This window comes from Priestia sp. MDV22-iso46 (assembly GCF_058629175.1).
On record NZ_JBZVWT010000003.1, the window covers coordinates 177,052 to 197,023 of the forward strand.

Genomic DNA, 19,972 nt, shown 5'->3' on the forward strand with positions numbered 1-19,972 from the left:
AAATGAACGTATTATCTGCATTTCAAAACGACCTATTTTTAAGTGAGGAAGAAAAACAAACGGGATTTTGGGTACAAGACAACCTACATATCGCACATGCGCTAAGTCCTTTATACGCTTCCTTTCAGCTTCCGGCAATGACTTATGGGACAAAGCAAGGTTTTGAAACGTTAAAACTGCCTATCTATCAATTTGTAGTGAAATTAGCTGATGGAAAAATGTATCAGCAAAATATCCCGTTTCCCGGTGACGCAAATGATCGCTTAAAGGAGCACCAAGAAGCAGTGAAGCCGCTGTTACCTCGACTTAAACCTAGATTATACGAGTACGTTAATGAGGTGTTTTTACCTTTTTATACGGAAGTCAAAAGAAGTGCAGAACGTCCTTTATCTTTAAAAGAAGCAGAAGAAAAAGTAAAAGAACTGCATGATTTTTATAAAAAAGCTTGGCAGCTTCACTTTGAAATTGTCATGCCAAGAAGTGATTTAGGAATGATTTTAGAAGAGCTATATGGAGCCTTGACCGGAGACGCGAATACCGCTTACGTATATGATCTGCTGGAAGGCGTAATGAACAAGTCACTTGAAACGGATCAAGCACTTTGGGAACTAACTGACACGGTAAAGCGTTCTGACCCATTAAAACAAGCTTTTACGGAACAGAAGTCAGAAGAAATAGAAGCAAATCTATTAGGTACAGCTGAAGGCAGAGAATTTTTAAAGAATCTGCAAAGCTTTTTGAATGAGTATGGCTATCGTTCTGCAAATTCGCATGAGTTTATTGATGAGACGTGGGTAGAGAATCCTTTACATGCGCTATCGATTATTGCTGGCTATGTGCGTAAAGATTACGACTTCAAGAAAAATTATGAAGATGTCGTAAAAAAGAGAGAAGAAAGCTATCGTGATGTACTCGCAAAAATGCCGGAGTGCGAAGAAAAAGAGCAGTTTAAGCTGTTTTATGGCTGGGCTTTGGACGCATGGGGGTTGGATGAAGACCATCATTTTTATATCGATGCGATGCTGCCTGCTACGGCAAGACTGTTTTTGCTGAATGTAGGAACTCTTTTAGCTGATCACCAAGTGATTCATCAGCCTCAAGATATTTTTCATTTTTATTACGATGAATTGCTGGAAGTATTAAAAACGCCCGTGGCGTCTCATGAACTTATCGTCAATAGAAAACAGGAGTTTGAAGAAAATCGTCATAAAAAAACGCCGCCTGCTTATGGAACGCCTCCTCAAACAGGAGAAGATCCTTTATTGGAGCGGGTATTCGGAAAAATGGGGCCTCCAGAAGTAGATGAAACTCAAAAAATCTTTAAAGGAAGTGCCGCTTCAAGAGGTGTTTATACGGGAGTGGTAAAAATCATTTCAGACCCAAGTCAATTTTCTAAACTTAAACAAGGAGATATTCTTGTGTGTGAAACAACAGCACCCGCTTGGACCACGTTATTTTCGCTTGCTGGAGCAATTGTAACCAATGCAGGAGGAATTTTATCTCATGCAGGAACAGTGGCTCGTGAATATAAACTTCCAGCGGTTCTTGGCACAAAAGTAGCCGTGGATCTACTAAAAGACGGAGATGTTGTTACCGTAGACGGAACTAACGGAGTGGTGACGATTGAACAGCAGTAAGCCGTCTTTGATTATCTTTTCTATTTTAACAGGAACTTTTTTAATTCCCGTTAATTCCACTATGATTGCGGTAGGCTTACCGTCTATTGCCAAAGCGCTTGATCTTTCCATCGTACATGTATCAGTAGTGGTAACGATCTATTTAATTGTGATGGCAGTTGCTCAGCCCATCGCGGGGAAACTGGGTGATTTATATGGAAATAAGACCATGTTTGTAGCTGGAATGATTATTTTTTTAGTGGGGTCTGCCGCCTGTGTGTTTTCATATAACTTACTTTCGCTCACGGTCTTTCGAACGCTGCAAGCATTAGGAGGCGCACTAGCTACGCCTAATGCAACAGCGATTATGAGGCACAGTTTGCCAAAAGAAAAGCTTGGAAGGACGCTTGGGTTATTTGGATTATCAATGGGGCTAGGAGCAGCTGTAGGACCTGTGTTAGGAGCTTTTTTAATTAAGTATCTTGGGTGGACGTCGATTTTTTGGTTTAACGTTCCTTTTGCTGTTCTGTCGTTGATTTGTTCATTTATATACGTGCCGTCTAACGTAAAACAAAAAGCAAAAATGCTGGATATAGGGGGCGCTTTTTTACTTGGAGTAAGCATGACGAGCTTTACGCTAATGCTGACGCACCGTGATTTGTTTAATGCTTGGACTATTTTCATATGCATAGCGTCTATCGTTCTTTTCATTGTGCAAGAACGCAAGGTCCAAGAGCCGCTGATTGATTTTAAGCTTTTTAAGGTTCGGCCCTTTTTTTCTTCAAATCTTTCCATTCTATGCAGTAATTTTATGATGTATAGTACCATTTTGTTTGTTCCGCTTTTGCTAGAGAAGCAGTATGATATTCGTTTAATTGGTTTGCTTCTTTTCTTTTTTTCATTAGCCATGTCTATTTCTTCTTGGCTGGGAGGATTGTTAGCAGAAAAGGTAGGGAAAGAACATCCGATACGATTATCGTTTCTTATTTCACTGCTTGCGGCGATGCTTTATTTTCACTTAGCGAATGCCTCCATTTCTTATACAATTGTATCTTTATTAGTAGGAGGAGTGGGAGCAGGGATCGGTGTTTCATCTATGCAGGCTATGAATATTCAATCTGTCAAAAAAGAGCAATCAGGCACTGCATCGGGCATTTATTCCACTTTTCGTTATGTTGGAGGAATGTTAGCTTCAGCTGCGGTGAGCTTGTTAGTAGGTACTACTGGTCTATTGGTGGTTCTATGTATAGCTGGAATAGCAGGATTCCTTGTGTCGTTAGTTGGAAAAGAAAAAGAAAAGCAAGTTTCCTTGTCCAAAGACGTTTTTAAATAAAAAAAGAATAGCCAGCGGAGAAGCAGACATTCGTTTTATTGCACGTGCTGAAAATGATGATGTGCTGGTCCAAAGGCTATTCTATTTTTTAGTTATCGCTCTTTTTTCAATTTTACACACCCACCGGTAATACTGCACCACCATCCAAAACAACAGCGGGTTTAAGAAAAGCGAATACCACCACGTCCACCATCCATAGTGAAAATACCCCCAAGGAGCAGGGAGAAGGGCCACTACTTCATAAAGTAAAACAGCAACCGACCAAAGTAAAATATAAGCGGCTTTTTTTGTGAGCTTCCCGGCAAAAGGATAGTAAGTAAGAAAAAGCATGTTTACAGGCGGAATGAGAACGGTATAGGCAAAAATACCTTGCCAGTCTGTCTCTTGTGTAAAATACCAGTAGCCGTGACATTTGAAATTAATGAAGACGTCAAAGATATGCTGAGCAGCAATGGTGAACATCCAAATGTGAACAATTTGATTTGCCGTTAAGCGCTTATTTGTTTTGAAGGCAAGAATGTTAAATATTAAAACAGAAAGAATTAATCCAATCATAGTACTTCTCCTTTTGGCTTCTTGACTACATTGTATAATTTTAGGAGATTAAAACCAATAGAGAAATGAAAATATTATGAATTTTATGCAGTATTTTCCGCGTTGATAGATTGTACATTTTTTCAATTTCTTAAAAAGGCAATCACAAGCAAAAGAGCCGGTATGACGATTTGAAACGAAAGATGTAAAGTAAATGGACCGATTTTTAATCCTTGATGGACATGTTTAAAATAGTTTTGAGCAAGAGACAATGAATAAAACAAAACGACTAAGCCGATTGGAGATACAAGCGGTGACGGGTTTTTAAGCTTAAACACATGAGAAAGGCCCAGCACAGTAGCATAGAACAATAGACCGATTTTAAAGAACGTTCCAGTGATTAAAGTGAAAGCGTTTGTAAATAAACAGAGATATTTTGTTAAAAATTAAGTATGTTAGCCGAAGATATAAAAGAGAAGGGCATAAAAGGAGAGAGCGTCTTGGATTTATTTGAAGTTATATTAAGCATACATATTGGGCTCGGCATGATTTGTTTACTTTCAGGAGCAGTGTCTATGCTAGTGCCTAAGACAAAAGGAGGGCATACAAAGTGGGGGGAAGTGTATCATGGTGCTTATGCAGCCCTAGCCGCTACCGCTATCATTCTATCAGTTTGGAAATGGAATGAAATTGCTTATTTATTTTATATTGCCGTGTTTTCATACGGATTAGCGATCTACGGCTATGCATCACGCAAGCAAAAATGGAAGAGCTGGCTTCAACACCATATTCGCGGTATGCTGGGGTCTTATATCGGCGCCGTTACCGCGCTGCTTGTGAATATTGGAGATAGTATTCCGCTGTTAAACAAGCTTCCCGACCTTTCATATTGGTTTTTGCCGACGATTATTGGCAGTCCGCTTATTTACATAGTCGCAAGACGCTATAGAAAAACTTCTTCCGTTTTAAAAAAAATACCATACTAACCAAAAAAGCCTTTTAACGCAAAAGGCTTTTTTTTGTTACGAACATTTGTGCTATGATAGAGAAGCAAGGAGGCTGCAGCATGAAAGAAAATCATCAGTTTACCATACATACGGATAAAGAAAAGCTTGATATAGATGTCATCTACTCGTACCTTCATCATGAATCATACTGGGCAAAAGGAATTCCGCTTCACCTTGTTCAAACGTCTATTGAACATTCCATTTGTTTTGGCGTGTATGATGAGTGCGATAAACAAGTAGGGTTTGGACGGATTATTTCAGATTTTGCGACGTTTGCTTATTTGGCGGATGTGTTTATTCTGCCGCACGCCCGAGGCAACGGGCTTGGAAAAGCGCTGGTACAAGAAATGATTCGCTATCAGCCGATTCAACACGTACGAAAAATTTTATTGGCAACAAAAGATGCTCACGGTTTGTACAGTCAGTACGGATTTAAAGAAGTTAAAAATAAGCAGCTGTTTATGCAAATTTTTAAAAAAGGCATGTACGAGCGGGCGCTTTATTCAAAAGAAAATAAAATACTGCCTGGAAAAGAGGGATAAGTATGGCTGAAGAGTTACGTAAAAGCGTGTTTAATGAAGGGTTGATTACGCACTTGGGCGACGCTTTTTCACATGAAATGAGTTCATTTGATAAAAAAGTATTTCATGAACTGGTTTTTCAACAGGACTGGGAAGACTTAGCGCTGAAAGAGCGCATGAGAAGAATTACGCTTTCCATGCATGAAGTGCTGCCAGCGGATTATGAAGAAGCGCTTCATATTCTATATAAAGTAGCTCCAACGGTAGGAGGACTTCAAGGCACGATTTTTCCAGATTATGTTGAACTTTACGGATTGAACGCTTGGGAAGTTTCAATAAAAGCACTCGCTTTTTTTACACCGTTTTCCACATCAGAATTTGCGGTGCGTCCGTTTTTAATTCAAGATCAAAAACGGATGCTTGGACAAATGATTGAATGGGCAGGAGATGAAAACCATCATATTCGCAGATTAGCAAGCGAAGGGAGCCGGCCTAGACTTCCATGGGGACAGTCAGTACCTGCGTTAAAGCAAGATCCAAAACAAACGCTGCCGATTTTAGAGCAGTTAAAATGCGATGAATCGCTATATGTCCGCAAAAGCGTAGCCAATCATTTAAATGATATTTCTTACATAGAAAAAGATTGGATGCTTGATGTGATGAAAAGCTGGTACGGAAAAGACTCTAAAACCGACTGGATCGTTAAACATGCGTGCCGTTCACTGCTGAAAAAAGGAGACCCTGAAGCTCTGTCTCTTTTTGGCTATGGAGATGACCCAGGAGTAAATGTCACAGGGCTTAGCTTACAGCCGCATGTCATTACGATTGGTGATAGCATTAACTTTTCCTTTGAGCTATCGGTAGAAAAAAACATGCCGCTTCGCATAGAGTACGGAATTCATTACGTAAAAGCAAAAGGAAACCGCACTCAAAAAGTGTTTATGCTAAAAAATGTTCAAGCAAAAGCAGGCCAAACGCTGACAGTCACAAAAAAGCATGCGTTTAAAGATTTAAGTACACGAAAACATTATAGCGGTACGCATACGCTTTCTGTTATTGTAAACGGAGTGGTGAAAGCAGAAGCGGATTTTGTGATCGAGTAACTCTTTCCTGATGGAGAGAGTTTTTTTATGTTTCTATAGAGCTGATGAGGAAACGTAAGTCAATAGGTTGCTGCCTCTTTATTTACAAAATCGATTATAAAACATCCATTTAAATTCCTTTTATGGTATATTAATCCTTGAAGAGTGGTGAAGTGAAGAAATTTATGGTGGGCATATTGAGTGCTGTTTTGGCTATGTCATTGGTAGCGTGCTCAAACTTTGCTAGCAAAGAAGAGAGCGGATATAGGATTCAAAAAGTGAAAGTCAAGATAACGGATGATGCTGATTTAATTGGAAAAGTGGGAATACAAGACAGCAAAGGAAAAATGGTCGACGTAAAACCAAAAGCGCTTTATTACGAATTTAAAATGAAGCAGCAAGGTCAGCGTAAATTCTATCAAAATGATAAAGACGAAATAGAAGCTAAAATTATACCGAATGAAGATTTAAAGAAAGCATCTATCAATACAGTAGGCGTTAATGTATTTGATGAGGGGCATGGTCAGTTCAGTACAGGTATGGGAATTGAAGACTTTAACTATATGAAAAAAGGCAAAGTCGATGTGCACTACGATCTGGGCGCGACTGTTAAAAACAAAGAAATGCCTCTGGCTCCGTCCGATCAGAAATTAAAAAAACTCCAACAGGTTGCGAGGCATGGAAAGCTCGTCATTACAAGAAATAACAAAGAAATTGGTCGATATGATTTAGAGACGTTAGAATCTGTAAAGAAATGACCAACAGCTGCATGGAGTATGCGCAGCTAAATTACGGACAGTGCGGGCTCAATGAAGGCCTAAAGTTTATAGCAGTTCATACATAAAAAAGAGGCTAGGATAAACGTATGTTAGCTGAAATAAAAAATGAACCATTGATTAACATGTTTGATGAGTGGTTTGTTTTTTTATGGTGAATATAGTTTCGTGTGTTTCGTTCCTTCTAGTAGTTGATTGGAGCGCAAGCGACTAGGAGGCTCAGCGGCCGCCCGCGGAAAGCGAAGCCTTGCACGGAAATCAACAGCGGTCGAACAAGAAGTCAGAATTGTTAATCCTGATTATTTGTCTTCAGGTTGAATTGATTTTGTTATGTCTCAATTCTTTTTTATATAAATGCACTCATTTGATACATAAAAAATAGTCAAAAAGGTTCAGCTCCCTTATCTTGAAGTTATTTCCTTAAACGGTATAATTATTTGTGTAACATTTTAAATATTTCAAAAATTTAAAATGTCTAACCAAGGGGATGGGGAGGAGTAAATGAATGAAAAAAACTGTAAAACGAACAGCCGTGCCGGCTCTTTTGTCGATTGGATTATTGCTGTCGCCGCTTGCGGTACAAGCTGAGGTGCCTTATTACGGAAAAGACTATAGCCAGCCGGAAAAAATTAAAGCGCTTTATCCGGAAATAAAGGTGAATGAAGCGACGCCTGCATTTACAAAAGGACAAGACGCATTTACGACTCAAGAAGAAATGATGAGCTATGTCCAAAAGCTTGCTCATAAAAGTCCGTACGTAAAGCTGAAGATTATCGGTAAATCACAGCAAGGACGAGACATTCCGGCTCTGTATTTTTCAAAGGAAAAGAAATTTGCGGATGGAAAAACATCCAAAAAGCCAACGATTTGGCTTCAAAGTCAAATTCATGGTAATGAACCGGCAAGCGGTGAATCCGTACTCGCCGTTGCGACGCGTTTGACAGAAGACTTTGGAAAAGATGTGCTAAATAAAGTGAACATCGTCATTGTGCCGCGCCTTAATCCAGACGGATCTTATGCATTTAAACGTCAGCTAGCAAATAATTTAGATGGAAACCGCGACTACATAAAGCTTGAAAGCCCGGAAGTGCAGAGCGTACGAGCTGAATTTAACCGTTTTTCACCGGAAGTCGTCATTGATGCTCATGAATATACGCCTTACAGCAGCGGATTTAAAAATATCGGTAAAGAAGGCGTGTGGAAGTATCACGACATTTTACTGCAGTCCGGTCGAAACTTAAATATTCCGCAGCGCATTCGAGACGTGTCTGATGAGCTGTTTGTGAACAGTACGCTTACAGCCATTGAAAAGCAAGGATATTCAGGAGAAGTATACTATACGTCTCAAGTGAATAAACAAGGGCAGCTTGAAGTGGAAGAAGGCTCAGTTGAACCGCGAATTGGCCGAAACTCACTAGGCTTGTATCCTTCGTTTTCGTTTTTAGTTGAAAGCAGAGGGATCGGTATTGGACGAGAAGATTTTCCGCGGCGAGTGAGTGCACAAATTGCTACGCAAGAAAAGCTGATTACCCAAACAGCTGATCACGCCAAACAAATTAAGGCGCTGATTGCAAAAGAAAAATCGGCGCTTGTTAAAAAAGGAAAAAATGCAAATGATCATGACCCAATTGTTGTAAACAGTGAAAATAAAAAAATACCAAACTCCACGTTAGAAATGGTCGATGTGGAAAGTGCGTCTGTTAAAGAAATTCCCGTGACGTACTACAGTGCAAAAGAAGCAACGCCGACGCTTGTCCGTGAACGTCCGACTGCTTATCTTTTAAAACCAGGACACGAAGATGTAGCAGCAAAACTGCAGGGACAAGGCGTAAAAGGCTTCAAATTAACGAAAGAAACGGTTCTTTCAGTAGAAGCGTATAACGTCAGCAGCCGCATAGAAAATGAAGCCTACGAAAACAAGCCAAATGTAGATGTGCAAACAATCGTCAAGTCAAAAACAGTAACGTTTCCAAAAGGAAGCTACGTCTTTTTAACCTCTCAGCCGCAAAACAATTTATTGTCTCTATCGCTTGAACCGGAATCGGTGGACAGTTTCACGACGTTTGGGTATTTGCCTTCAGAAGTAGGACAAGAGCTTGATGTTTACCGGTTTACGCGTTCAATTGAAAAATCGCCTTTGCAAAAAGAATCCCGTAAATAATGAAAAAGCGTGGAGCCTGGCTTCACGCTTTTTTTTATTGGGATGTCTAAGAAGAAACCCACTCTCCGCCGTTTACATGCAGCGTTTGCCCCGTGACAAACCGTGAGTCGTCGCTTGCGAGATACACGTAGGTTGGAGCAAGTTCAAACGGCTGCCCTTGGCGCTCCATCGGATTGTCCACTTGCGTTACTTGATCAGCTGAAAAGCTTGCTGGAATGAGCGGCGTCCAAATGCGCCCCGGCGCTACGGCGTTTACGCGAATGCCGTCTTTAATCAGGCTATTGGAAAGTGCACGAGTGAAACCGACAATGGCTCCTTTAGTTGCCGTATAGTCAATTAACTGTTCATAGCCTTTATACGTCACAATTGAAGCAGTATTAATAATCGAGCTGCCGGCTTTTAAATGAGGCAGAGCGGCACGCGTCGTGTAAAAGTGCGAGTAGATATTCACTTTAAATGTATGATCAAACTGCTCATCGGTGATGTCTAAAAGACTCATCTGCTGAAACTGAACGCCTACGTTATTGCACAAAATATCAAGCTGACCGAACGTTTCTACCGTTTTTTCGACGATGTCTTTACAGTGCTGTTTGTCCCGCACGTCGCCGGGAAGCAGCACACATTTTTGACTCAGTTCTTCAATCCTTGCCTTCGTTCGATTTGCATCTTCATGTTCATCTAAATAAGCAATCGCAACGTTTGCTCCTTCTTTAGCGAAGGCAATGGCAGCGGCTGCTCCGATTCCGCTGTCACCGCCTGTAATGAGAGCAATTTTTCCTTTTAGCTTGCCGCTTCCTTTGTAATGCGGATTTTCGATAATGGGACGCGGAACCATCAAACTTTCTAACCCGGGCTGGCGAAGCTGCCGCTGTTCAGGAACCGTAATCGGAACGTCTTCATAGCGCGTAATTTTTCCGTAATTCGGCTGCATCGGATACCCTTGCTTGTCCTGATAAAATTCATTGTTTGGACACATAAAACAACCTCCTCAAAAAGCATCACTCTTTCACTCTATGACATAGATCGATCTCTCATGCATACGTATAAAGAGTGTAGAATGCGAGAAAGAAGGGGAGTTCATGCGATATTACTACAGTGAAGAAGTGAAGCTATTGCTAATGGACGGGTCAAATCAGACGGTGGAACTAATCTATAACTCTGATGCTCAGCCTTTTCTGCTGCCGCTTTTAGGACCTCGTCCGCCTTTTTATGTAAACCCTCGCTATGAGAAGTATCTGCCTGTTTTATAGTACAAAGAGCCCTTCTGCATGAAGGGCTTTTAAATTGACCTTCTCTTTTATTTTCCTCGTGAGTGCTCACGTGATTCCTGGCGGTTTTTTCTTCTTCTAGATAGGAAATAAATAAAAAAGCCGATTAATACAAGAAACGTGATAAGCAAAATACTAGTAGGAAAGTAAAGAGAGCCTATCTGAATTCCCAAATAGTTTAACATCGTTAATAACTTCCTTTCTTGATAGACAATGGTTTATTTTACTAAATACCCTTATAAGCTAATAAAAAACGTTTCCGCTGTTTTAGTAGGGAATTGATTGACTCTGTGCGCCAACAACCACGATATGTCCTTGTTTCATTTCTTCTTTATACCGGTTTGCTTCTTGATTAGATAAGCCGAGAGAAGCCATCTTTGAAAGTAGCTCATCTTCTCTTGAGAGAAGCATGTTTACCGCTGTTTCAAAAATACCTTGCTCTGCCATTCTGTATTTTTTTGTATGTGTTGCGTCCGTTAAATTATGAGCCCATTCTTTATCGTAGGCCAGCAGGTAAATATCTTTGCTTGTAAATCCTTTTTTTAAAAAAGAATGGATGATGCAGGTTGCCTCCTCTTGGTTTTCTGCTATTTCAATGTGTTTCATATACCAACCAAACCTCCTAATAAAAGATATTTCTGAAATACATCTTCTACTCATTCTGTAGCCTTTGTTTCCAACTTTAAACTTGTTTTCTATGAATTTTCTAAGATAGTAAAAGAGAATAGAAATATCATAAATTTTTAAAAAAAGATGTTTGAACTTCAAAACAGAAGGCTAAACGTAGACTATACTAAAAAGTTCCATCAAAAATAGGAGGAGATTAAAATGAATTTACAAGATCAACAAACACAAGGTCAGCCCCAGCAAACGCAAGACCGCCAGCCGGGTATCGAAAGCGAGATGAATCCTCTCCCTATTTATGAGGATGACAATTACATTGGTACAGGAAAATTAAAAGGAAAAGTAGCGCTAGTTACCGGAGGAGACAGCGGAATTGGACGAGCTGTATCCATTGCTTATGCGAAAGAAGGAGCGGACGTAGCCATCGTTTACTTAAACGAACATAGCGACGCCGAGGAAACAAAAGCCCGCATTGAAGAAGAAGGTGTAAGATGTCTGCTGATTGCAGGAGACGTAGGAGACGAATCGTTCTGTAACGAAGCGGTAGAAAAAACAGTAAGTGAGCTTGGAAAACTTGATATTCTTGTGAACAATGCAGGAGAGCAGCATCCAAAAGAAAGCATTAAAGAAATTACAAGTGAACAGCTTGAACGAACGTTCAAAACGAACTTTTATTCATACTTTTATTTTACGAAAAAAGCGCTTGATTACTTAGGAAAAGGCAGTGCGATCATTAATACAACGTCAATTAATCCTTACCGCGGAAATCCTCAGCTGATCGATTATACGGCGACAAAAGGTGCAATCAACGGCTTTACGCGCAGCATGGCGCAAGCGCTTGTCAAAGATGGCATTCGCGTTAATGCTGTAGCGCCGGGACCAATCTGGACACCGCTTATTCCGTCTACTTTCTCAGGTGATAAAGTAGGAGAATTCGGTACCGATACGCCGATGGGCAGACCTGGGCATCCTGTGGAGCACGTAGGCTGCTACGTACTGCTAGCTTCAAATGATTCATCTTATATGACCGGTCAAACGCTTCATGTCAACGGCGGAGATTTCATGAACACATAATTGCACCACCTATAGTAAAGGAGGAGAAAAGATGGGAGAACGCAAGAAAAGATCTATATCAAATGCACCTAAAAAAAGAGATGAAACGGAACAGCGTGTAACAGATCAAGACGAAACGTTATTTGAACGTTTCAAAGAAGAAGAAACGGTGGATCCTATGCCAATGGAAGACATAAGACTTGAACAAAAAGAAGAGAAAAATAAAACGAAAACGAAAGATGAATCAGGTTCTGAAAACATTCATCATAGAAAATAAAAAACAGCCTTCTCGGGCTGTTTTTTTGTTTGTATCCCTATATTAATGAGTGCTAGAAGCAATTACAATTTTTGAATCATCTTCTAATGCCTGAGCAAGATTCGATTTAATTCGTATATGATCAAATTTCAGTCCAAGCTGCATCGCAGTAGTAGCTAATTCAGGGCGAATGCCCGATAAAATTGATTTAACGCCGATTAAATCAAGCGCATTTATCAGCTGAAACAGCTCGTGTGCGACCATTGTATCAATCATCACAACTCCTGACAAATCAATATACAAATGAGCGATTTGCTTCTCTGCACACTGTTTTAACGTGCTTTCTAGGATCATTTTGGCTCTTGCCGTATCAATATCGCCGACTAACGGTAAAAGAGCAACGTCTTTTTTAATCACAATAACAGGTGAACTTAATTCATGAATCATTTCCTGCTGCGAGCGGAGGCGGTTTGATGCGTACTCCTGCGCTTCTGTGATGAATTTCAAAATAATAATATCAAATACCCTTACTACTTTTTCATTCCACACATCAATATGCTGCTGAGTGATGTCATCGTTAAGTTCTGCAAACCGTCGAATATACTCACAGTATTGTTTGCGGACGTTCATAAATTCTTTAATAATACTTTGAATGGGTGTTCTGATATGTTCTTGGTCTTTGGCAACTTTATTTAGCCACGTGTTAAAAGATTCAAAAAAGCTTTTTTCATCTTCTATAAAGACGTTGCTAATATATAAATGAAATTCATAGTTTTGCGCTTTTAAGCGTTGAATGACATCGGGGTTACTAGAGGTATATACGCCTTCAGAAGACTTTTTGTCCAAAGATTCATACCATTCTTCCGTCATATTTGGTGCATTTTCTAGCAGATAAGAACGTAAAGCGATATCTTTCTTCACTGTTATTCTCCTCTCAAACTGATAAAGCATTGCGCATGTGAGCAACGTATTTATTATAGCACCTTTTTTATAAAGATGGATATGAAATGTATGTTTATTTTGCGTGATAGGTTTTAAATGATTGTATATAGGGAAAAATTCTAATAAAAGGGGAAAGAGGGAAAGTATGAATACCGTGACGAACGATCAATGGAAATGGTATCAGTTTGATTTAGAAGAAGCAGATGGAATAGCTGATATAATCAAAGACTATCAGTATCCAAGAGATGAATGGTTTTGCCAGCAGCTGCAAAAGAAAAATTCTAATCATATTCAAGTAGATGTCGTAGGGGGAAGTGAGCTCATTTATGGTTCACTAATTTATCATAAGAAGTCGTTTGATCAAAAAAATTACGATTCGTTTCATTTTTATATCACCGAGGAGTTTATTATAACGGCAGGAATTGATTTGGAAATCCTACAAGACACCCATCATGAACGAATGATTGAACGCATGAAGCAGTCTGCTAACACGGCAGAAAGCTTTTTTATTCTTTTAGGCGAAATTATGAAAAAGCACTTAAACGGGTTTGATCAGTTTGAAAGTCATTTCAGAGAGCTTCTGTGGGAAGTGCGCCATAATAATAACATTGACGTGTTAGATGACATTCATAAAGCCCGGTATGACCTGCTTATATGGACAAATTTAATTAGCTCTGTTCGAGAAGTCACAATGGGAATAGAAGAAGCATTTCATAAAAAAATTAACCAAACGGTCGAATATCAGCGGATGTGTAAAAAAATCGAAATCGGCTTAACGCTAATTGAACAATATCAAAAAGAATTTGACGCGTTAATTAAATTAGAAGAAGTTGTGTCTACTCATCGAGGAAATGAGATTATGAAAGCTTTAACGCTGCTGACAGCAATCAGTACGCCTTTAACGGCTTTTGGAGCTCTTTGGGGAATGAACTTTAAAGGGATGCCGGAGCTTGACTGGAAGTTTGGCTATGTCTACGCACTCATTTTAATTGTTCTTTCAACCGTGGCCATTTATCTCTATTTACGAATGAAAGGGTGGACGGGCGATCTGTTAAAAGGAAGAAAAAAGAATTCATTTTTTAAATAAGCTTCAAGAAAAAGCAGCCGCTTAATAAGCGGCTGCTTTGTTGTCTGTTATCCTCGCCTCCACGTCGTAGGCTCACCTGAACGAAGGCATCTTGGAAATAAATCGTTTTCTTTTAGCTTTACTTGATTGCCGTTTTCGTCGGTATAGCGACCGGTTTGCGGAACCAATTCTCCGGTTGAAAAGGCGTCATCTACAGGCTTCCACGTCGTTGATTCACGTGTATGTGGGCAAGGTGTAAAAAGATCATCTTTTTGAAAGAGTTTAATTTCACCTTCCGCACAAACGTAAGCGCCCGATTCTGGTACAGCTTCACTCGTTCGATAAATGTTCTGTACGGTCTTCACACGCATCCAACCTTTCTTTTTGGTTAGTTGTATTTTAGTGTTCCGGTCGTGGCGTCCATGTACGTACGGTCTTCTATAATATCCGAGTCGTCTAGCTTTCTAAAAGGAGCGCAGTAGCATACAACACCCGTCTCGATTTCAATTTCTTGAAATCCGTACGCACGGCAAAGGTATTCACCGACAGCGCTTGGAGCTGGATGCGTATCCAACTCATCTAATGCTTCATTAAACATCTCTAAAAATTCTTTTTTCGAAAATTTCTTCTCATGATGCAGTGTTACTGGATCTCCAGAATCTGTTCCTTGTGCTAACGCGTAAAAATACATCGTCCTCACTCCTTGCATATATATAGTCGAGCTTTTTCTGAATTGTAGAAACATTGATTGTTAGTAAGTAAATTCCCTTAAATAAAAGAAATAAACGCATTTGCTAGAAAACGGTTTCTTCATGAGCATTATCTCAAAGAGAATTCAGTGCTATCAGCGTTTGATAGCAAGCTGCCACAGGGTGATAATCGGCTTTAGGAGCGGGGCTTTTTTTCGAGCTGTAGCGTTCGTTTTGCTGATTTAACAGCTGATACCACCCTCCATATGTGTGATCGATAAAGTGTTTCTGACCGTAGGAGAACAGGGCGTCGTATGCTTTCCAATATCCGCTGTCTCCGGTTTTTACCCCAAGCAGTGAAGCCGCAGAAATGGCTTCAGCCATCACCCAGTAGTTTTTATCCCAATCAATGACCTCTTCTTGAGGAGACAGCGCAAAGTAAAGACCTCCGTACCTAGCATCCCAGCCTCGGTTCCAGCCCTTATCAAATAAATCTTTTGCACGTTCTGTCATCCAGTTTTCCGAACGGTGCCGATCAAGCCATAAAAGCAGCTTGCTCCATTCAAACTGATGTCCTGGTATAAAGCCGTACGGACGAAATTCATCCTTTGTATTGTTTTTATTGTATTCCCAATCTGGCTGCCAGTCTGTATCATAATGCTCCCAGATCATGCCGCCAGATCGTTCAGCAAGCTGCTGAGTAACGCCTTTTGCAAGCGTGTACGCTCGGTCTAAGTATTTTTTATCTCTTGTTGCTTCAAAGGCAGAAAGCATCGCTTCACATATATGCATATTTGCATTTTGGCCGCGATATAAAGAAGAGGCTGACCACGATGCGTCCCATTCATCTCGGTAAAAGCCGTGCGTTTCTTCCCAAAAGTACTTTTCCATCACGTCATATACCTGTTCAATTGTTTCTTTTGCTTCTTGAATGCCGGCTTGATACGCGATGGAAGAAGCTAAAAGAGCAAAAGCGTGGCCATATGCTTGTTTAGAATCATCTTTTACTTCTCCGTCATCGGCTATTTCAAAAAAATACCCGTCGTGCTCTCTATCATAATGGTTGTTTTGTAGAAAACGAATGCCGTGCTGAGCTGCTTCTTTGCACCAATCCGGTCCGTTTAAAAGAGCCCCTACACTGAAGATATAAATAAAGCGCGCCGTACTTACCAAGTGTTTTGAATGCGTGTTGTTGACGGTGCCGTCGTCGTAGTATTCATGGATATACCCGCCGTTTTTCTTGTCAATACAAGCGGGGTAGTAGAAACGAAGCGTATCAAAAATATGCTGTTTTAATGTGGGGGGTTCTCGAAACGAAGTTGAGGAAAAATCCGTTGCCGTGTTCATTTTATCACCATCTCAGTCTTTGTTTTTAGTTATTTTTTACCCTAAGAATTTGGGAGTAAACGTAAGGGTTTTTTTGCTGTTTCTGCTCTATTATTCTATTTTTGTTGAAAATGTATCAGTTTGGAAACAAGTTTGAAATATTTTGATATACTTTTGACACGATTATCCGGTATTCTAAAAGTACGTGCTAGCTGGAACGAAGTAATGGTAAGCCTCTAGACGTCGAATAATTTTACTTAATGTTGTTTAGTTAAGGTTGAGCTTAAACATCGGATCCTGTTTTCACTTAACCTATTAAACTAGCAGCATGTATTTCTATTATATTTTGCAAATGAGGTATAAAAAATGACAGAAGTGAACAAACAAAGATTTTACAAAAAATTAGCGGTAACAGGTCTTGCTTTTACACTTGTAGGGGCAGGAACTCTAGGTCTTCATTCTTTAAATTTTACGGGTGAGCCAACTGTCGCAAGTGCAGCGGCGGAAACATATACAACAACGGCGAATTTAAATATTCGAAGCGGTCCATCGACGTCCAACGCGATTATTGCAACGGTCAAACAAGGCACGCAGCTAACGGTAGTTGGACAAGCAGCAAGCGGCTGGCTGAAAGTAAGCTATCAAGGCAAAACGGGCTACGTAAGCAGTGAGTATGTTAAAAAGTCTGCGAGTTCAACGACCAAAACCTATGTAACAACGGCAAATTTAAATATTCGAAGCGGTCCATCGACTTCAAGCGCGATTGTTGTAACGGTCAAACAAGGCACGCAGCTAACGTCGACAGAACAAGCAGCGAACGGCTGGCTAAAAGTAAGCTATCAAGGCAAAACGGGCTATGTGAGCACGCAATACGTAAAGGAATCAACGGGTTCTTCTGAACCGGCTCCAGCTCCAGCTCCGACGGCTTCTGTCTATGTGGCAACGGCGAATTTAAATGTTCGAACAACTGCTTCAACTTCTGGTGCTGTCATGGCAACACTTAAAGCCGGCACACAGCTAGACGTAACGGCTAAAGCAGCAAACGGCTGGCTGAAAATTACGTATCAAGGTAAGGCTGGTTATGTAAGCGGTCAATACGTACGAGCATTAGCTGGTATGAAAGTGGTTTCGAACCCTGAAAGCATACAAGTTGTTGTGAATAAACAAAACAAGCTTCCGGAAAACTACGTTCCGAAAGATTTAGTATATACAACGATTCCATTTACATTCAAAGAACAAACGGAAAAGAAAAAAATGCGCAGTGAAGCAGCCGCTGCTATTGCACAGTTATTTGCGGGTGCGAAAAAACAAGGCGTTACGCTTCTTGGCGTATCAGCTTACCGTTCACATGCAACGCAAAGCGCGCTTTTTAGTTCGTATGTTCAAAGAGATGGTTATGATAAAGCGGCAACTTATAGCGCACTGCCAGGCACGAGTGAACATGAAACGGGTCTTGGAATTGATGTAACAAAAGGAGACGGTACATGTGCTGCTCAAGACTGCTTTGGCGGAACAAAAGAAGCAACTTGGCTCGACGCCCACGCAGCAGAATATGGATTTATTATTCGTTATCCAAAAGGAAAAGAAGCGGTAACCGGCTATAAATATGAACCGTGGCATTTGCGATATGTAGGCAAACCAGTGGCGCAGGCGATTAAAAGTAAAGGCATTACGCTTGAAGAATATTACGGAATTAAGTAGTTTAAAAAAGAGGCTAGAATAAAAGTAGCTTAATTGAAGGAAGATCCGAACGCGTTTGATTCTCTATCAAGAGTCAAACGCGTTCGGATTTTTTAATTGTTTTGGTGAAAGTAGGTTTCATGTATGCAGGTGCTTCTAGCGGTTGAGTGGAGGGCAAGGTGAAGGATCCTGGGGAAAGCAAAGTTTTGCACGGAAATCAACCGCGGTGTGACCAATAACCCCTACGAGCTTCTTTGTCCCATTTGTTCGTCTTTGATTTAGCCATGCCTCACTCTCTTTTATTTTTGTTCATCATGTTTACCCTTCTTGTGAAGGAGGGTAGGTAATGATACAAAAGAACTACTATTTGTACATTTAAAGTTGTGTTTGTGTGCGAAAAGATCTAGTGTATATTTCATACAGAAGTGTAAAGTACAGGGGGCGTTCATCTGTGAAAAAACGAAGGAGATGCATCCTACCATGTTGAAAGATCATATGTTTGAATTTTATTTTGATCAAATGAATGAGCTGGTTTTTTTAGCGGAAGTAAAGAACCAACATCTTTATTATAAAAAAATGAATAAGGCGGCTGCTAAGCTTGTACGGTGCCAAGGAGAAGCGGGTATGCGGCTAGAAAGCGTACTCCCTGAGCGGGTGTATCACTCCCTTTACCCTTACTAGCGGAAAATGTTTTTAATCGAATCGCCGACGCATCTGCCTACGTTCACGAGCAAATTCAGCAAACGGCTGCTTCCGCACAGCAAATAGCAGCCGGATCTACGCAGGTGCTCCATGCCGTCAGCGATATGACCGTTTTTGCCAGCCAATCGGCTGCAAGCAGCAGCAGCATTTCTTCTGCTTCCGTGCGTCAGCTGCAATCGCTGCAGATCATTGACCAGACGGCGGAATTTTTAAGTGGGTTAGTTGAAGAACTCGGCAGCGTAACGGAAAAGTTAGCGAAGCAAGCGTGAGTGAGGCAGCAGACTACATAGAAGTACATGAGTTTATACACTGGATTAATGCTATAAATCTACTAAAAAATTATGTACATACAAACGCTTAAAAAGTTTCTACAGACCTTTAGACCACTAATGTTTATATAAATCCCCTCCTTTAGAAAAATGAAGCGATCTAAAAAGAGGGGATTGATGCTTTTGTCTAAAAGCTAGTGTTAGTTATTTGTTGGAGAAGGAAATCTCGCTGCTTCAAAATGTGAGCCATCTTCGGATGTGACGATTGTACCAGCTATGCTGCTTTGAACAAAAACTTCAACGCGATCTCCAGCTTCTAAATTGTAAATAGTGGACACGGATACCGCATTAACAAACGGTGTGTTACCGCCAAAGAAATCGTTATCGATAGCGATAGCTGTGGTCCCATTTACCCGTATTTCTATACGAGTTCTATAATCTAGCATCTGGTCGTTAGGAGAGAATCCAATTGTAGCAATGATGGAATATACGCCATCTTTTTTGGGGCGGAAGGTAGAAGTAATCGGGTTATATTCATTTGTTAAATCAAATTGTTCAGTTGGGAAAACTGCTTTTACAAACGTATTTGCAGAAACATTTTGAGGCATCGTTAAATTGAGCGCTCTAAATGCTGACTCCCGCATGCTTCCTTTTTTGTCTTTATCTTCTTTATATCTAGAAGCCCAATCATGTGATTCTTCATAGAAATCTTCATCGCGTCCATAAGTCCAAACTTGTGATTCTTCAGAGCTACCTTCTTCACGTCCATAAGCCCAGCCGCGTGCTTCCTCAGGGGCATCTTCTTGAAACTAACTGCTCTTTCTTATTGTTAAGGGAAGCTTTCTTCTTGTAAGGATAAGATTTTTCTACATAATATTTATCATCTTTATCATTGTAATGGAAATAATACTTTTTTATAATAATCACCCTTTCTTTGCAGCATTCTATACGGTATTCACTCATAGAGGAAATGTTTGGATACTTGTCCGACAACTTTAGAACTGTTTTTTAAAATGAATACTATTAACCAATTTTAGTAAATTGATGTGCATGATCGAAAAACACCT

At 40.3% G+C, this 19,972-nt stretch carries 23 protein-coding genes and 1 pseudogene; 15 read left to right on the forward strand and 9 right to left on the reverse strand.

Annotation, left to right across the window (positions count from 1 at the left end):
* Positions 1–2 precede the first annotated feature (2 nt).
* Entirely contained in the window at positions 3–1,637 is a 1,635-nt protein-coding gene (locus tag AC4NPH_RS18130) for a PEP-utilizing enzyme (protein ID WP_098547364.1), read from the forward strand.
* Positions 1,624–2,949, forward strand: coding sequence for an MFS transporter (locus tag AC4NPH_RS18135; RefSeq protein ID WP_041816595.1), 1,326 nt, complete (start codon positions 1,624–1,626; stop codon positions 2,947–2,949). The genes AC4NPH_RS18130 and AC4NPH_RS18135 overlap by 14 nt, the downstream gene beginning before the upstream one ends.
* An 81-nt stretch (positions 2,950–3,030) precedes the next feature.
* On the opposite strand, the gene AC4NPH_RS18140 is transcribed toward AC4NPH_RS18135, so the two are convergent.
* Together AC4NPH_RS18140 and AC4NPH_RS18145 are read right to left on the reverse strand one after the other, a co-directional pair.
* On the reverse strand, positions 3,031–3,504 hold the full coding sequence (locus AC4NPH_RS18140) for a hypothetical protein (protein WP_098314717.1): 474 nt from the start codon (positions 3,502–3,504) through the stop codon (positions 3,031–3,033).
* 122 nt (positions 3,505–3,626) lie between these two features.
* Positions 3,627–3,884 carry a GerAB/ArcD/ProY family transporter gene (locus AC4NPH_RS18145; protein WP_223269008.1) on the reverse strand — a complete coding sequence of 86 codons (258 nt, stop codon included), beginning with the start codon at positions 3,882–3,884 and terminating at the stop codon, positions 3,627–3,629.
* A 99-nt stretch (positions 3,885–3,983) separates the two neighbouring features.
* On the opposite strand from AC4NPH_RS18145, the gene AC4NPH_RS18150 reads away from it, so the two are divergent.
* The 6 genes from AC4NPH_RS18150 (at position 3,984) to AC4NPH_RS18175 (ending at position 9,030) form a co-directional block, all read left to right on the forward strand.
* Positions 3,984–4,469, forward strand: a complete 486-nt coding sequence (locus AC4NPH_RS18150) for a hypothetical protein (protein WP_013058204.1) — start codon at positions 3,984–3,986, stop codon at positions 4,467–4,469.
* Between the two features lie 80 nt (positions 4,470–4,549).
* Positions 4,550–5,032, forward strand: coding sequence for a GNAT family N-acetyltransferase (locus AC4NPH_RS18155; RefSeq protein ID WP_025750834.1), 483 nt, complete (start codon positions 4,550–4,552; stop codon positions 5,030–5,032).
* Between the two features lie 2 nt (positions 5,033–5,034).
* Positions 5,035–6,114 (forward strand): DNA alkylation repair protein, encoded by a 1,080-nt coding sequence (locus AC4NPH_RS18160; RefSeq protein WP_098196780.1) that lies wholly within the window; start codon positions 5,035–5,037, stop codon positions 6,112–6,114.
* Between the two features lie 152 nt (positions 6,115–6,266).
* On the forward strand, positions 6,267–6,851 hold the full coding sequence (locus tag AC4NPH_RS18165; protein WP_063672232.1) for a hypothetical protein: 585 nt from the start codon (positions 6,267–6,269) through the stop codon (positions 6,849–6,851).
* 213 nt (positions 6,852–7,064) lie between these two features.
* Positions 7,065–7,187 carry a hypothetical protein gene (locus tag AC4NPH_RS18170; RefSeq protein WP_013058200.1) on the forward strand — a complete coding sequence of 41 codons (123 nt, stop codon included), beginning with the start codon at positions 7,065–7,067 and terminating at the stop codon, positions 7,185–7,187.
* Between the two features lie 187 nt (positions 7,188–7,374).
* On the forward strand, positions 7,375–9,030 hold the full coding sequence (locus tag AC4NPH_RS18175; RefSeq protein ID WP_098196779.1) for a M14 family metallopeptidase: 1,656 nt from the start codon (positions 7,375–7,377) through the stop codon (positions 9,028–9,030).
* Between the two features lie 46 nt (positions 9,031–9,076).
* Here AC4NPH_RS18175 and AC4NPH_RS18180 read toward each other — a convergent pair whose 3' ends face one another.
* Entirely contained in the window at positions 9,077–10,006 is a 930-nt protein-coding gene (locus tag AC4NPH_RS18180; protein ID WP_013058198.1) for an SDR family oxidoreductase, read from the reverse strand.
* Between the two features lie 103 nt (positions 10,007–10,109).
* On the opposite strand from AC4NPH_RS18180, the gene AC4NPH_RS18185 reads away from it, so the two are divergent.
* Positions 10,110–10,280, forward strand: coding sequence for a hypothetical protein (locus AC4NPH_RS18185; RefSeq protein ID WP_013058197.1), 171 nt, complete (start codon positions 10,110–10,112; stop codon positions 10,278–10,280).
* 285 nt (positions 10,281–10,565) lie between these two features.
* Here AC4NPH_RS18185 and AC4NPH_RS18190 read toward each other — a convergent pair whose 3' ends face one another.
* Positions 10,566–10,904 (reverse strand): YflT domain-containing protein, encoded by a 339-nt coding sequence (locus AC4NPH_RS18190; protein WP_055992677.1) that lies wholly within the window; start codon positions 10,902–10,904, stop codon positions 10,566–10,568.
* A gap of 222 nt (positions 10,905–11,126) precedes the next feature.
* Here AC4NPH_RS18190 and AC4NPH_RS18195 point away from each other — a divergent pair, with 222 nt between their 5' ends.
* Together AC4NPH_RS18195 and AC4NPH_RS18200 are read left to right on the forward strand one after the other, a co-directional pair.
* A complete protein-coding gene (locus AC4NPH_RS18195) occupies positions 11,127–11,996 on the forward strand; it encodes an SDR family oxidoreductase (protein WP_013058194.1) in 870 nt (289 codons plus the stop codon).
* Between the two features lie 31 nt (positions 11,997–12,027).
* Complete coding sequence (locus AC4NPH_RS18200; RefSeq protein WP_013058193.1) at positions 12,028–12,252, forward strand: YczO family protein; 225 nt, start codon at positions 12,028–12,030, stop codon at positions 12,250–12,252.
* A gap of 42 nt (positions 12,253–12,294) precedes the next feature.
* Here AC4NPH_RS18200 and AC4NPH_RS18205 read toward each other — a convergent pair whose 3' ends face one another.
* Positions 12,295–13,152, reverse strand: coding sequence for an STAS domain-containing protein (locus AC4NPH_RS18205; protein WP_013058192.1), 858 nt, complete (start codon positions 13,150–13,152; stop codon positions 12,295–12,297).
* 166 nt (positions 13,153–13,318) lie between these two features.
* Between AC4NPH_RS18205 and AC4NPH_RS18210 the strand changes: the two genes are divergently transcribed.
* Positions 13,319–14,260, forward strand: a complete 942-nt coding sequence (locus AC4NPH_RS18210; protein WP_013058191.1) for a magnesium transporter CorA family protein — start codon at positions 13,319–13,321, stop codon at positions 14,258–14,260.
* Positions 14,261–14,307: 47 nt separating this feature from the next.
* Here the strand turns inward: AC4NPH_RS18210 and AC4NPH_RS18215 are convergent, their stop codons facing one another.
* From AC4NPH_RS18215 to AC4NPH_RS18225, 3 genes are all read right to left on the reverse strand, one after another.
* Positions 14,308–14,610: a hypothetical protein gene (locus AC4NPH_RS18215; protein ID WP_155660409.1), complete on the reverse strand. Its 303-nt coding sequence runs from the start codon at positions 14,608–14,610 to the stop codon at positions 14,308–14,310.
* A 17-nt stretch (positions 14,611–14,627) separates the two neighbouring features.
* Entirely contained in the window at positions 14,628–14,930 is a 303-nt protein-coding gene (locus AC4NPH_RS18220; RefSeq protein ID WP_013058189.1) for a hypothetical protein, read from the reverse strand.
* Between the two features lie 133 nt (positions 14,931–15,063).
* Complete coding sequence (locus AC4NPH_RS18225) at positions 15,064–16,275, reverse strand: AGE family epimerase/isomerase (RefSeq protein ID WP_098196777.1); 1,212 nt, start codon at positions 16,273–16,275, stop codon at positions 15,064–15,066.
* A gap of 345 nt (positions 16,276–16,620) precedes the next feature.
* Here AC4NPH_RS18225 and AC4NPH_RS18230 point away from each other — a divergent pair, with 345 nt between their 5' ends.
* From AC4NPH_RS18230 to AC4NPH_RS18240, 3 genes are all read left to right on the forward strand, one after another.
* Entirely contained in the window at positions 16,621–17,955 is a 1,335-nt protein-coding gene (locus AC4NPH_RS18230) for an SH3 domain-containing protein (protein ID WP_098598668.1), read from the forward strand.
* Between the two features lie 459 nt (positions 17,956–18,414).
* Positions 18,415–18,615 (forward strand): hypothetical protein, encoded by a 201-nt coding sequence (locus tag AC4NPH_RS18235; protein ID WP_055992671.1) that lies wholly within the window; start codon positions 18,415–18,417, stop codon positions 18,613–18,615.
* 104 nt (positions 18,616–18,719) lie between these two features.
* Positions 18,720–18,905 (forward strand): hypothetical protein, encoded by a 186-nt coding sequence (locus AC4NPH_RS18240; RefSeq protein ID WP_137738855.1) that lies wholly within the window; start codon positions 18,720–18,722, stop codon positions 18,903–18,905.
* 200 nt (positions 18,906–19,105) lie between these two features.
* On the opposite strand, the pseudogene AC4NPH_RS18245 reads toward AC4NPH_RS18240, so the two are convergent.
* Positions 19,106–19,546: pseudogene (locus AC4NPH_RS18245) on the reverse strand (hypothetical protein); the annotation flags it as partial.
* Positions 19,547–19,972: the final 426 nt, after the last annotated feature.